This is a genomic window from Pseudomonas sp. BBP2017 (genome assembly GCF_003024385.1).
GTDB lineage: Bacteria > Pseudomonadota > Gammaproteobacteria > Pseudomonadales > Pseudomonadaceae > Aquipseudomonas.
Map to the genome: position 1 here is coordinate 80,692 of NZ_PVZN01000007.1, position 13,988 is coordinate 94,679.

General features: G+C 60.2%; 10 protein-coding genes. 3 read left to right on the forward strand and 7 right to left on the reverse strand.

Annotation, left to right across the window (positions count from 1 at the left end; all coding sequences use genetic code 11):
* The first annotated feature begins 56 nt into the window (after positions 1-56).
* The gene (locus C6382_RS11360; RefSeq protein WP_107024578.1) at positions 57-263 is read left to right on the forward strand and encodes a hypothetical protein; all 207 of its coding nucleotides are present in this window, start codon (positions 57-59) and stop codon (positions 261-263) included.
* A gap of 74 nt (positions 264-337) precedes the next feature.
* Here the strand turns inward: C6382_RS11360 and cmoB are convergent, their stop codons facing one another.
* The 3 genes from cmoB to C6382_RS11375 all read right to left on the reverse strand — a co-directional run bounded on the left by cmoB (position 338) and on the right by C6382_RS11375 (position 2,518).
* Positions 338-1,294: a tRNA 5-methoxyuridine(34)/uridine 5-oxyacetic acid(34) synthase CmoB gene (gene cmoB / locus C6382_RS11365; protein WP_107024579.1), complete on the reverse strand. Its 957-nt coding sequence runs from the start codon at positions 1,292-1,294 to the stop codon at positions 338-340.
* Complete coding sequence (gene cmoA, locus C6382_RS11370; protein ID WP_107024580.1) at positions 1,291-2,034, reverse strand: carboxy-S-adenosyl-L-methionine synthase CmoA; 744 nt, start codon at positions 2,032-2,034, stop codon at positions 1,291-1,293. Before cmoA ends, cmoB begins: the two co-directional genes overlap by 4 nt.
* Before the next feature lie 85 nt (positions 2,035-2,119).
* A complete protein-coding gene (locus C6382_RS11375; RefSeq protein ID WP_107024581.1) occupies positions 2,120-2,518 on the reverse strand; it encodes a protease inhibitor I42 family protein in 399 nt (132 codons plus the stop codon).
* 122 nt (positions 2,519-2,640) lie between these two features.
* Between C6382_RS11375 and C6382_RS11380 the strand changes: the two genes are divergently transcribed.
* Together C6382_RS11380 and C6382_RS11385 are read left to right on the forward strand one after the other, a co-directional pair.
* Entirely contained in the window at positions 2,641-3,804 is a 1,164-nt protein-coding gene (locus C6382_RS11380; protein ID WP_146146909.1) for an alpha-xenorhabdolysin family binary toxin subunit A, read from the forward strand.
* Between the two features lie 12 nt (positions 3,805-3,816).
* Positions 3,817-4,827, forward strand: coding sequence for an alpha-xenorhabdolysin family binary toxin subunit B (locus tag C6382_RS11385; RefSeq protein ID WP_107024583.1), 1,011 nt, complete (start codon positions 3,817-3,819; stop codon positions 4,825-4,827).
* Between the two features lie 405 nt (positions 4,828-5,232).
* Here the strand turns inward: C6382_RS11385 and lon are convergent, their stop codons facing one another.
* The 4 genes from lon to C6382_RS11405 all read right to left on the reverse strand — a co-directional run bounded on the left by lon (position 5,233) and on the right by C6382_RS11405 (position 13,911).
* Positions 5,233-7,656 (reverse strand): endopeptidase La, encoded by a 2,424-nt coding sequence (gene lon, locus C6382_RS11390; protein ID WP_107024584.1) that lies wholly within the window; start codon positions 7,654-7,656, stop codon positions 5,233-5,235.
* A gap of 130 nt (positions 7,657-7,786) precedes the next feature.
* Positions 7,787-10,195 carry a glucose/quinate/shikimate family membrane-bound PQQ-dependent dehydrogenase gene (locus tag C6382_RS11395; protein ID WP_107024585.1) on the reverse strand — a complete coding sequence of 803 codons (2,409 nt, stop codon included), beginning with the start codon at positions 10,193-10,195 and terminating at the stop codon, positions 7,787-7,789.
* Positions 10,196-10,225: 30 nt separating this feature from the next.
* Complete coding sequence (locus C6382_RS11400) at positions 10,226-11,584, reverse strand: carbohydrate porin (RefSeq protein WP_107024586.1); 1,359 nt, start codon at positions 11,582-11,584, stop codon at positions 10,226-10,228.
* Positions 11,585-11,856: 272 nt separating this feature from the next.
* Positions 11,857-13,911, reverse strand: a complete 2,055-nt coding sequence (locus C6382_RS11405; protein ID WP_107024587.1) for a TonB-dependent receptor — start codon at positions 13,909-13,911, stop codon at positions 11,857-11,859.
* Between the last annotated feature and the right edge of the window lie 77 nt (positions 13,912-13,988).

Here is a 13,988-nt window from a genome sequence, read left to right on the forward strand (position 1 = left end):
TAGCTTGCCCTTCGTAAGATTGAACCGTACTGAAATTCAATCACGAGGTGAGCAACATGAACCTGATCAAGTATGCATTGGTGGGCGTTCTTGCCCTTGGCAGTGGTGCCGCGCTGGCCGAAGGTGGCGCGGAACGTTCGAAACAGTTTTGGGCAAACTTCCGCCTGAGCCAGGAGCAGCTCCATGGCAATAAGGATCAGGCGGTTGTTGCATCCGATGCGCGCAAGCACAGCGATGCTCAGCAAAAGGTCGCTAAAGAGTAGCTCCATTCACCTTGGAAGCTCCCCCCGCTCCTTTGGAAAAGGTGAATATTCGGCGCCCACCCGGGCGCCTTTTTTTATTTGCGCGCCACCAGTACCGCGCGACGCGGCGCCGGCAGGCCTTCAATGGTACGGCTGTGGTCGGCGGGGTCGAGGAAGTCGCTGAGCGACTGGTAGCGCATCCACTCGGTGCTGCGTTGCTCTTCGATACGGGTGACACTGACATCGACGCAGCGCACATCGCTGAAGCCGGCGCGGCGCAGCCAGCGCTCCAGGGCCGGCACCGACGGCAGGAACCAGACGTTGCGCATCTGCGCGTAGCGGTCTTCTGGCACCAGCACCTGATGTTCGTCGCCCTCGACCACCATCGTTTCCAGTACCAGCTCGCCGCCTTTTACCAGGCAGTCCTTGAGCGCCAGCAGGTGCTCGATGGGCGAGCGGCGATGGTAGAACACGCCCATGGAGAACACCGTGTCGAAGCCTTCGAGATTGGCCGGCAGGTCTTCCAGGGCGAAGGGCAGGTGCCAGGCTGGCAGCTCTGGCAAGTAGCGTTGAACCGCCTGGAACTGACAGAAGAACAGCCAGTTGGGATCGACGCCGATGACGCTGTCGGCACCGGCACCGAGCATCCGCCACTGGTAGTAACCGTTACCACAGCCGACATCGAGAATGCGCTTGCCCTTGAGATCCAGGTGCGGAGCGACCCGCGACCACTTCCAGTCCGAACGCCATTCTGTATCGACGTGCACACCGAACAGGTCGAACGGGCCCTTGCGCCAGGGTGACAAGCCCATCAGCGCTTGTCGCATACGCTCGCGGGTGTCCTGGTCGCAGTCGCAATCGAGGTTCAGGCCGTTGACCAGGTCGACTCTGCTTGGCACCAGCGTCGGCAGCGCATCCAGGGCATTCTGCCAGCGCTCCAGGTCGCCGTGACCTTTCTCCATCTTGGCGTCGAGTTGCGCTTGCAGGCCTTGTGACCATTGCGCCAGGGGGGTGCCCGCCAGGCGGCGGACCAGAGGGGAAAGATCGATCATGGCAGGGCAATCAACGAGGCAAAGTTAAGGCATTGGAACCAGGGCACGACCTTGGAGAAACCGGCTGCCAGCAGGCGTTCGCGGTGTTCTTCAAGGCTGTCGGGCTTCATCACGTTCTCGATGGCGCTGCGCTTCTGGGCAATTTCCAGTTCGCTGTAGCCATTGGCGCGTTTGAAGGCGACATGCAGGTCGGTGAGCAGGGCGTGTTCGTCCGGGTCGTTGAAGCGCAGCTTTTCCGAAAGGATCAGCGCACCGCCCGGCAGCAGCGACTGGCGAATACGCGTGAGCAGTTCCAGGCGCTGCTCGGGGGCGATGAACTGCAGGGTGAAGTTCATTGCCACCACTGAGGCAGGTTGAAACGCCAGAGCAAGAATATCGCCCTCGATCACCTCGACCGGCAGCAGCTCCTGGAACATCGAGTCCTGGGCATTGAGGTATTGCCGGCAGCGCTCGACCATGGCTGCCGAGTTGTCGATGGCGATCACCCGGCAACCGTCGCTGCGCACGTGGCGGCGCAGGGCCTGCGTCACCGCCCCCAGTGAGCTGCCCAGGTCATACAGGGCAGTGTTCGGCTGAGCAAATTGCGCAGCCAGTACGCCGAGGTTCTCGACAATGGTTGGGTAACCGGGCACCGAGCGCTTGATCATGTCCGGGAACACCCGCACCACGTCTTCGTTGAAGGCGAAGTCGGGCACCTGGCCAAGTGGCTGGGCGAATAGGCGGTCGGGTTCTTTGCTCACGGGGGCAATCCAGGCGTTGGGCAGTAAAAGTCGGGCATTTTAGCCAAACTAGCCGGCAGATGCATGGCCTGGCTGACCAGCGCTGCTACTTCACCGTGATTGTACAGTCGAACGTCTGCACCGGACGCACTTCCGGGGCCCAAGGCTGTTGGTAAACCAGCAGCAAATGCCCCTCGCCTGCGGCCTGGGCCTGGAAGCGCCAGGTCGATTGCCCTGCACTGCCGACGATCCCGGCATCTTCTGGATGGCTGTAGACCTCCTGGCCCAGGCTGCGCAGGATGCCGGCTGCGGGGTTCTGCAGCAGCCAACGGTAGCCAGTACTGGGGTTGCTCGGCAGGGTCAAGGTGAGGGTCTGGCCCGTCTCCAGGCGGACAGGGCACTGGCTTGGCTTTTCCAGCGCTACGTTGTCGTGTTTGCCCGGGGTTTGTGAGCAGGCTGCCAGGAGGGGCAGGCCAAGGACTAGCAACTTCAAGTTGATGTTCATCGACAATCCAGTCATTCAGGCGGGCATTGACTTTCAGGAAGGCCTGCCCTCTGTAGAGCAATTCGCAGCGCGATTAGCTTGATGGTCCCAGGCCAGTTTGGTCTGTCAACAGGGACATGAATATGAGTAGCACACAAACGGATTTTGACACATTGCAGAAAGAGGCTGAACGGCAGCCCGCAAACCTCATTCAGGCTATGGCAGAACGCGATGGCCCTAATGAAGGGGGGCTGACCCTGACACACGAGCACATTGTTACCCTAAACCAGTATGCCAACCATGTTTTCAGCTTGCCTATTACCCAAGAGGCGGTGACTCGCTGGCTGGGCTATTCCACCATCGCCGAGCGGGTGTTGATGCCGAGCAGCATGGTCGAGATGCACAAGCAGTTGCAGACACACGGACGTAGCTGGACAAAACTTGCGAACAACAGCAAGAAGCTCGGGTTCGAGTTGGCCGCCAGTGCCAATGGCATCAATTCCACGGGGGACGAGGTGTTGGTGATTCTCGAAAAAAGCAGCGCCCTTGGCAAACGAAGGGAGGCCTGGGATACCCTTCACTTCGGCGCACCGGTCAGCCTTGGTGCAGACGACAAGCGTAGGGTCGTGGACCTGATTGACTACATGGAACTCCTGCGCGAGGACGTGGACATTTTCGCCCGGCGTGTCTGTGTTGTACGCGAGGAAACTGAAGCGTTTAGAGATGCAGCGCGTGAAAAGCTGCTGCCCCTGGTGGCAACCAAAACCGAGGCGATCAAGCGTCAGAAGGTGAGCGGGGCGGTAGAGCAGTTACGCGAAGATCTGCTCGAGCTTGATAAAGAAATCAAACGTCTTGAAGCCGAGTATGACCAATATTTCAACGCAGCGCTGAACGGTTTGAGTGCAGGGCTGCTGGGCTTGGTTATCACCGGTACCATCTATGGCACGAAGGCAGAGAAAGTACGTAAAGAGCGCAACAAGTGCCAGGAGCAGCGTGGTGAAGTGAGCCGGAAAATAAAAGCAGCCGTCAGGCTGGAAGGGCTTGTGGAGGAACTGGGGACGCAGATGGGACAGATGGAGACTCGACTCAGGGATGTCGTCACCGCCTCTTCGCACCTGCAATCCACTTGGCAGCTCATTGGTGTTTACATCGATGCATCGATTGAACATCTCGAACGTATTGAATCCAATCAGGCCTTGTTCAAGTTTGCGACACATTTTAAACGTTTCATTGAACAATGGAAAGATATCGAGATGTTTGCTCAGCATATGAATCGCGTATTCGACGACGCCGCAGCTGCTAAATAAGGATACCTCGTCATGAACGACAATGTTATTGCCTTTCGCACCGCTCTGCAAAATCCTAATATGGATAAATTACTGGGGGCGGCGTCTGCTTATTCAGGGTTCTGGGAAAAGCGCACATTCGATTTTTTGCCGCTGTTGCATACCTCGATCGAGCGGCATTACAAGGGTTTCATTAAGTATGTCGAAGAGTTAGACAAGAATTCTGAAGCGCTCGCTGTAACTATCAGGTCAGAAGATATTGAGCAGTTGTTAAGGGATCTTAAGGGAAGCATGGAGGCCCCCGATGAAGCGGAGTTTCTCCTTGAAGAAATCCAGCACTCTGTGGCCAATATTGGCAAAAAAATTGATGTTATGCTGGCGGGGGTGGAGATAGCCTCGAAGTCAATTGTCAGTCTTCCAACTTATGATGCGAGCCTCGATAAAGCGGGTTATCTGAAAACCCAGGAGAGGGTGGCTAGCGACCTGCAAGTGCAAACCGGTGTACTGGCCGGAAAACGCAGCGAGCTTGCGGAACTGGAGAAAGTGATCGAAGTATTTGAGGCAAATGGAATAGAAAAACTGTTTAAGGGTAAGCTGCCAACGCTTGAGCAGGCCCAGGCAATGTTCGCTACGGCTGCTACCCCGGCTGGCGCTGTTTTGGCGGTCGGGCAGGCAGTGGAGGCGCTGAACGAGCTGATGGGGAGTATTCAAGAAGGGATGCGTTACTCGCAACTCCATAACTTGCGTCGTTCACTGCAGACTCAAGTGAAAGAAATGGTCGCTGAACAGCGTGACCAGGAGCAGCGCGCGCATCAGTTGGTAAATAATTTGAACGCACTTTCAGAGTATGCGCCACTGATTGAAAAACGTTCGGAGTGGCTGGCTGAAATGAACCAGATCCGCGTTAATCTGGAGGGGGTGCGTAATCAGTTTCGCAGCATCAAGGTTGAAGGCGTTGAAAGTATTCAGGCGTTGAATAAGTTGCTGGCGGCGCTTCTTGTATATGCGAGCTATGTTGTTGCGGAATTCAAAAAATCGTTCTAGCTGGATCGACTGTCAAGTCAGGGCCTGATGCCTCTGTATATTTAATGCCGGGGTGTCAGGTGTGTGGAATATGTTTGTGGAGGGTTCATGGATATGCGCGAGAGCAGAGCCAGGATGGCAAGCGCAGGCCTCGCGCCTGCCTGAAAATTTTCTGAAAATGATGTGCTCAGCGCTTGATACAGGTGCTTTGGTTTTTTCGCAAGATCAGGTTTAGAGTCTGAATGAATATGTAAGGTATGTTAGGGTAATGCCGCAATAGCCCTGTGAACTGACCCGCTGGGTAAGCAAATAGGGCGGATCAAATGATGGTGCATTCCGGCTGATGGTGGGGGGACAGGCCCACGGCTACCTAGATGACAGTGCTGATGCGGGTTTTCCAGGCCCGCATTCAGGCTCAAGTTGACCTCAACTGAACAATACTTTCGCCACATCACTGAAGCGCTTGGCGAAATGCACGCTCAGGCCTTCCTTGAGGTAGTCGGGCAACTCTTCGAAGTCGCCGCGGTTGGCTTCCGGCAGGATCAGTTCAAAGATTTTCTGCCGCCGTGCTGCAATCACCTTCTCACGTACCCCGCCAATGGGCAGGACCTGCCCGGTCAAGGTCAGCTCGCCGGTCATCGCCACGCCTTTTTTCGGCGCCTGGTCACGGGCCAGGGACAGCAGGGCGCTGGCCATGGTCACCCCGGCGCTGGGGCCGTCCTTGGGCGTGGCGCCTTCGGGTACATGCAGGTGGATGAAGGCTTCATTGAAGAAGGAGGGTTCGCCGCCGTACTTGGCCAGGTTGGCGCTGACATAGCTGTAGGCGATTTCGGCCGACTCCTTCATTACATCACCCAGTTGGCCGGTCAGCTTGAAGCCGCGGTTGAGGGTGTGGATGCGCGTTGCTTCGATCGGCAGGGTAGCGCCGCCCATGCTGGTCCAGGCCAGGCCGGTGATCACGCCTTTGCCCGACAACACCTGCTCACTGCGAAACACCGGCATGCCCAGGGACGCTTCGAGATCTTTGCTGCCAATCTTGATCTTCGCTTCGGGGTTTTCCAGCAGTTGCATCACCGCCTTGCGCACCAGTTTGCCCAGCTGCTTTTCCAGCTGACGCACACCGGCCTCACGCGCATAGCCCTCGATGACCGTGCGCAGGGCGCCGTCAGTAATGCTCAGGCTGGACTTGGCCACACCGGCTTTCTTGAGCTGTTTTGGCCACAGGTGGCGCTTGGCAATGGCCAGTTTTTCTTCGGTGATATAGCCGGACAGGCGAATCACTTCCATGCGGTCGAGCAATGGCCCGGGAATCGAGTCGAGGGTGTTGGCGGTGCACACGAACAGTACCTTGGACAGGTCCAGTCGCAGATCAAGGTAATGGTCGAGGAAATCGACGTTCTGTTCGGGATCGAGGGTTTCCAGCAGCGCCGAGGCGGGGTCGCCCTGGTAGCTCTGGCCCATCTTGTCGATCTCATCAAGCATGATCACCGGGTTCATCACCTCGACGTCTTTGAGTGCCTGCACCAACTTGCCTGGCTGGGCACCGATGTAGGTACGCCGGTGGCCCTTGATCTCGGCCTCGTCGCGCATGCCGCCGACGCTGAAGCGATAGAACGGACGGCCCAGGGATTGCGCGATGGACTTGCCGATGCTGGTTTTGCCGACCCCGGGCGGGCCCACCAGCAGGACGATGGAACCGCTGATTTCACCTTTCCAGGCGCCGATGGCGAGGAACTCGAGAATCCGTTCCTTGATATCGTCGAGCCCGGCATGGTGCTGGTCGAGGATCTTGCGCGCGTGCTTGAGGTCGAGCTTGTCCTTGCCGTACACGCCCCAGGGCAGGGCAGTGGCCCAGTCCAGGTAATTGCGGGTGACAGCGTATTCGGGGGAGCCGGTTTCAAGAATCGACAGCTTGCCCATTTCTTCGTCGATGCGTTTTTTCGTGGCGCCAGGCAATGTCTTGCCCTGCAAGCGCTGTTCGAACTGCTCGAGATCGGCACTGCGGTCGTCTTTGGTCAGGCCTAGTTCCTGCTGGATGACCTTGAGCTGCTCTTTGAGGAAGAACTCGCGCTGATGCTCGCCGATCTGCCGGTTTACCTCAGCAGAAATTTCGTTCTGCAGGTGAGCGACTTCGACTTCTTTGCGCAGCATTGGCAGAACTTTTTCCATGCGTTTGAGCATCGGCACGCAGTCGAGCACTTCCTGCAACTGGTTGCCGGTGGCCGAGGTCAGCGCCGCGGCGAAGTCGGTCAACGGCGACGGATCGTTGGGACTGAAGCGGTTGAGGTAGTTCTTCAGCTCTTCGCTGTACAGCGGGTTGAGTGGCAGCAGCTCCTTGATCGCATTGATCAGGGCCATGCCGTAGGCCTTGACCTCGTCGGTCGGTTCGCTCGGCTGATGCGGGTATTCGACTTCGACCAGGTAAGGTGGGCGGTGGTGTTTGAGCCAGGTGCGGATGCGTACCCGGGTCAGGCCCTGGGCGACGAACTGCAGCTTGCCGTTCTCGCGGCTGGCGTGGTGAACCTTGACCAGGGTGCCATACAGCGGCAGGGCCGAGGTGTCGAAATGTCGGTGATCTTCCGGCGGGGTGTCCATGAAAAACAGCGCCAGGGAGTGGTGCGGAGTCTTGGCGACCAGGTCCAGGGTTTCGGCCCAGGGTTCTTCATTGACGATGACCGGCAGTACTTGTGCCGGGAAGAACGGGCGGTTGTGGATCGGGATCACATAGACCCTTTCCGGCAGTTGCTGGCCGGGCAGGGCGAGGTGGTGGCCGGTGTGTCGGGAAGCTTCAGGATGCTCGACTTCGGCGTGTTCCTCGGGATGTTCGGGTAGATCCTGCTGATCATTCATGGGGCACCTGCGTAAATGACTATGGTGCTTACATGGGGCGGATTGGGGGTGGTTTCAATGGTGTGGCCCGATCGCGGGGCAAGCCCGCTCCCACTGAAGCCGGTGGGAGCGGGCTTGCCCCGCGATAGATTTACTCAGCCAATTTGTAAGCGATTACGTAATCACCCATTTTGGTCCCCAGCGAACCATGACCGCCAGCGGTCACCAGGACGTATTGCTTGCCGCCCTTACCGGTGTAGGTCATCGGCGTGGCCTGGCCGCCTGCTGGCAGGCGCGCTTTCCACAGCTCCTTGCCGGTATTGGTGTCATAAGCGCGCAAGTACTGGTCCAGGGTGCCGCTCAGGAAGCCCAGGCCGCCGGCTGTGACGATCGAGCCGCCCATGCTCGGCACGCCAATCGGCAGGCCAATCGGGATCGGCGAGCTGTCACGGCTGGTGCCATTCTTGTGTTTCCACACCACCTGGTTAGTGGTCAGGTCGATACCGGCCACATAGCCCCAGGCAGGCGCCTGGCAAGGCACGCCGAGAGGCGACATGAACGGGTGCATGATCACCGCGTACGGGGCGCCGGTGTTCGGTTGCACGCCGCTGGTTTCACTCTCGCGCTTGCTGCCGGCGGCGACTTGCTCACGCGGCACCATCTTCGAGACGAAGGCCATGTAGTTCGGCGAGGTGAACAGCAGCTGACGGACCGGGTCGACCGAGACGCTGCCCCAGTTGAAGACGCCAACGTTACCCGGGTACACCAGGCTGCCCTGAAGCGACGGCGGGGTGTACTGGCCTTCGTAGCGTAGCTCGCGGAACTGGATGCGGCAGAGCATCTGGTCGAACGGGCTGGCGCCCCACATGGCTTGTTCGGTCAGGTCCGGGCCAAGCAGGTTGAGATCGGAGCGGGCTTGTGTCGGGGCGGTATAGTCGCCTTCGACAGCACCTTGCGGGGCCGGGATTTCGCGGATCGGCACGATCGGGGTGCCGTCACGACGGTCGAGCACATACAGGCTGCCCTGTTTGGTCGGCGCGATCAGTGCAGGTTTGACGCCGTCGGCGGTCTTCAGGTCGAGCAGGGTTGGCTGGCTGCCGACGTCCATGTCCCACAGGTCGTGGTGGGTGAACTGGTAGTTCCAGCGCACCTTGCCGTTGCGCAGGTCGAGCGCGACGATGCCAGCGCTGAACTTCTCGGCGCCGGGGGTGCGGTCGGCGCCCCACTGGTCAGGGGTCTGGTTGCCCAGAGGCAGGAAGACCATGCCGAGTTTTTCGTCGACACTGGCCAATGACCACATGTTCGCCGAGTTGCGGCTGTAGGTCTTGCCGGGAGCCAATGGTGCGGTGTCGTCCGGGTTGTTGCTGTCCCAGTTCCACACTAGGCGGCCATCGTGAACGTCGTAGGCGCGAATCACTCCGGACGGCTCGTTGGTCGACTCGTTGTCGGTCACATGGCCGCCGATGATCACCAGTTCGCGGGTGATCGCCGCAGGCGAGGTGGAGTAATAGCCGCCAGCAGTGAACGGGCCGATGCCGGTGGTCAGGTCGATTACACCCTGGTTACCGAAACCTTCGCAGACTTTACCGGTGTCGGCGTTCAGTGCAATCAGGCGGGCGTCGGCGGTGGGCAGGTAAAGGCGACGCGGACAAGCACGGGCCACCACCTGGCCGGCGTCGGAGATCTTCGGCGCCGGGCTGCCGTCAACACTGATGTAGCTGTTCTCGTCGTAATACGAAACACCGCGGCAGGTCATGTGGGCGAAGCCCTTGAAACCTGTCGGGCTCTTGATCTGCGGGTCGAAGCGCCAGATTTCGGCACCGGTGTCCGGGTCCAGGGCCAGCACTTTGCTGTGTGCGGTGCAGGCATAGAGCATGCCGTTGACCTTGAGCGGGGTGTTCTGGTTGGTCAGTTCCACCGGGTCGTTGTCGGTTGGCAGGTCGCCGGTACGGATACGCCAGGCTTCCTGCAGCTTGTGCACGTTGTCCGGAGTAATCTGGCGCAGTGGCGAGTAGCGATCGCCGAACTCGGTGCGGCCGTAGGCCTGCCACTCGCCATCGGGCATTTGCGGCGCGGTACTGCTCAGGCCGGTGCTGTCGCGACCCAGCTTGCCCTTGATTTCATCCGGATGAGTGAACTGGCTGGCCACGGCGGTGGCGCCAGACAAGACCACGGCCAGGCTCAGCAGCGCCGGGTTGATCTTCGACGGATTGCCGAGCAGTGGACGGCGTGCCCATGGCAGCAGCAGGACCACACCCAGGGCAAACCACAGGGCCAGGCGCGGCACCAGTTGCCACCAGTCAAAGCCCACTTCCCACAGCGCCCACAGGGTGCTGCCCAGCAATACCAGGCCATACAGACCCAGAGCGTGGCGGCGCAGGGCCAGCAGGAGGATGCCGGACAGGGCGAAACCGATCCCGGCGATCAGGTAGTACAGCGAGCCGCCGAGCTGGCTCAGTTTGATGCCGCCCGCCAGCAGGGCCAGGCCCATCAGCAGCAACAGCACGCCAATCAGACGCGGCAGCCAGCGGGTTCTACTCAGGGCACCTTCTGTGCTCATCGTGTGTTCTCCGTTAAGTGAAAAGGGCGATTAAAAACTGCTCTGGATCTTGATCCCGCCGATCAGCGTGTCGTCGACCTGGCTCACGCCACCAGGGTGGCGGATGTACTGCAGGTTCGGGCGCACGGTCAGCCAGTCGGCCAGGTGAATGCCGTAGTACAGCTCGGCGCTGTACTCGGTGTCCTGGATCGGACGGAACAGGGGATCGTTGTAGTCGCTGACGCCGTTGGCCTGATTGAGCGCCTCGGCGTTCTTGCGGTAGGCAGGGTTGACGTGCACGCGGGCCAGGGCGAAACCGATATCGTCCTTGGCGCGGGCATCGAAGGGCCCCTTGTACACCACACCTGCCGAAACATAGTTGTCGATGGCATTGGTCTTCTTGTCGTGCAACGTGGCGTTGGCGAATACGCTCAGGCCACGGGAGTGGTCGGAAGCCTGCGACGTCAACTGTTGCTGGGCACCGAGCCAGAAGCCGTGCTTGCTCGAACTGCTGCGATAAGCCTGGCCGCTCAGTGCTGCCGGTTGGTCGTTGCTGTCCTTGTAGACATCAGTTGCCTTGGCATTACTGTAGTAGTAACCGGCGCGATATTCCCCTGGCAGGCCATTGACCGCCGGGCTCCAGACCAGCTCGACCGGGATCACCGCGCCCTGGGTGCCGCTGCCGCTGAGCTTGAAGCCGTTGCTACGGTCCAGGTTCGAAGGGTTTTGCTCATAGGCGCCGATCTGCGCGTAGAGCTCGGGCGTGAGGTTGTATTTGACCCGCAGGGCCCACTGGCTGACCGGCCAGTTGTACCAGATGTCGCCGGCCCAGTTGCCGACCTGGGAGCCGCAGAAGGCCAGGTTCTGGAAGTCACAGGGGAAACTGTTGAAGTCCTCACCCTGACCGAAGCGGCCGAATTTCACATCCAGTGCGCCGTCGAAGTACTTCTGCTTGATCCACATCTGGGTCAGCCGCCAGGTCTGGCCACGGCCCCAGACTTCCTGGGCCGAGGTGAAGCCGCCGACCCGTGGGTCGTTGATGCGGTCGTTGCTGATGTTGTCGCCGTGGCGCTGTGTGACGGTCAGCTGGAACTCGGCGTCCTGCCAGCCGAGGATCTTCTGCAGGTCCAGATGCGTGCCGAGGGCGAACTGGCCGCTGTAGCGCGCCGTCTGGTCGTCGTCATAGCCGCCGTGCAGGTTGGCGCCCATCTCGCCGGTGTAACCGAGGGTGAAGTCGTAGCCGCGTTCAGCCAGCTCCGTGCGGGTGCCGCCCCAATCGCCGAGCATCCATGGCGAGTCGCTGACGAACATCGCGGCGGCCTGAGCGCTGGGGGCGAGGCTGGCGATGGCCAGCCCCGAAAACAGCGTCCGGGTGGCGGGGGAAAGGCGGAAACGATGAATCTGAGGCATGAGATAGCGCTATCTTTTGATTGTTGAAAAAACGGCAAGTGCAACGAAGCACGGGGTCTTAGAAGGAAAATGGCTGCGATGGGTATCGAATGAATCGATTCAGCTTGCGGCAGGGAGGATATAGGGGAAGTTGTAAGAAAAAAAGACAAAATGTCGCACGGGATTATTGCCAGGTGAGTAACAGTCTGGATCAAGCCGGCTCCACAAATGCACCGCGAACACCTGTAGGAGCCGGCTTGCCGGCGAAAGGGGCGCGAGGCACCCCCCGGCGATCAGAAGGATGTACGCAACCCCACCTCCACACTGCGCCCCGGTGCCGGGGCAATGTCGCGCAAGATCGAGCTGGCATAGCGCACGGTCTGGTCGGTGAGGTTTTCACCGCGAACAAAGGCCAGCCACTGGCTCTGGCCAATATCAAAGCGATAGCCGAGGCTAGCGCCCAGGGTGGTATAGCCATCGGTACTGGTTTCATTGTCCGGTTTGTGATGCTGGGCGCTGGCATGCTGCACATCAACCCGTGCCTGCCAGCGCTCCAGCTCCCACAGCAGGCCGCTGTTCAGGCGCAGCGGGGCAATGCGTGGCAGGTCTTCGCCGCTGTCCAGGTTCTTGGCCCGGGTGTAGTCGCCGGACAACTCCAGGGCAAAGCTGCCCAGGCGGTTTTGCGCCAGCTGCCAGCGGTCCTGGGCTTCGATGCCATAGAAGCGGGCCCGCACACCTTTGTACAGGTATTCGGGCACGTCACCGGCGTGCTCATGGTCGTGATCGTGGTCCTCATCACTGTGGTCATGATCGTGGTCATGGCCTTCACGCATGTTGCCGCTGGCCAGCAGGCCGATGTAGTCGCGAAAGTGACTGTAGAACACGCCGACGCTGCCTTTGTGCACACCGTTGTCGAAGCGCAAGGCCAGGTCGCTGGAAATCGCTTTCTCTTTGCTCAAGTTCGGATCGCCGACTTCAAACGTGCCGGTGGCGACGTGGGCGCCATTGGCATACAGCTCGTAGAACGTCGGTGCGCGTTCGGTGTAGCCCAGGGTCGCGGCCAGCGACCAGATCGGTGTCAGCTCATACACCGCACCCGATGACAGGCTGGCGGCGGTGAAGCTGCTGGCGCTGTCGGCGTGGGCAAAACGCTCGCTGCCCTGGCTGTCGGGGTCGACCCGTGTGTGTTCCAGGCGTCCACCCAGGCTCAGGTTGAGGCGCTCGGTGGCTTGCCATTGTTCAAGCATGAACAGCGCCAGGCTGTTGGTGTCGGTCTGGGGGACGAAGGCTTCTTCACCCAGGGCGGAAAACTCGTTACGACCGACTTGGGCGCCGATCACGCCTTCTACCGGCCCCCAGGGTTGATGCCGGGCTTCGACCCTTGCCTCGTAACCCTTGTTCTTGAAGGTGGTGTGCACTTCGCCATCTTCAAGTTCGCGGTGCTGGTAGTCGGTGTAGCCAGCGTCGAACTTCAGCGCGCTGAACGGGCCGTCGAGGTCGCGTAGCTCGGAGGCGAAGCCATAGTGGTCCTGTTGCATGTCCAGGCGCACACCGGGTTCGGCCACCGAGCCATAGTTCGAATCGTAGCGGCTGTAGGACAGGCCGGTGTAGCCGTGATCCCAATGATAGGAACCGCCGACGGCGCCGCCATCCTGGCGGCCGTCGCTGTTTTCCAGACGATGCTTACTGCCCGGGTCGTCGGCGTCGCGGACCTTGGAACTGCGAGCGTAGCCGGGAATGCGCAGGTCGTTGAACTGCCGGCTGTTGGCGTCCAGGTGCAAGGCAAAGCGGCCATCGCCGGCTTCCAGCTTGCCGGCGCTGCTACGTGTGGTGTCGGCGCCACCGTAACGCAACTCGCCAGCGCCATGAATGCCGTCGACGGGGTCGGTGGGGATGCGATTGTCGAAGCTGCTGACCACGCCACCGATGGCGTTGCCGCCGTAGAGCAGGGCGGCCGGGCCGCGGACGATTTCGATGCGATCTACGGTGGCTGGGTCCAGCGGTACAGCGTGATCGTAGGACAACGATGAGGCGTCCAGCGCGCCAACACCATTGCGCAGAATGCGAATGCGATCGCCATCCAGGCCCCGAATCACCGGACGACTGGCGCCGGGACCGAACCAGGTCGAGGCGACGCCGGGCTGGTTGTTCAGGGTCTGACCGAGACTGCCTTTCTGTTGCAGGGCCAGCGCGTCACCTTCGAGTACAGTGGTGGGCGCGGCCAGTTCGCTGTTGCCCAGCGGGTTGGCGGTGATGATCTGGGGCTGCAACTCCACGGCCTGGCTCAGTGGTGATGCGAGCCAAAGGGCAGCGGTGAAAGGGGAGAGTCGAAGGGGCAAGCGACGCATGGGCTGCGGGGTTCCTTGGCAATGTAATGAGATTGATACAATATAACATTACCATCTGTCACAGCGCCGCGCCTACC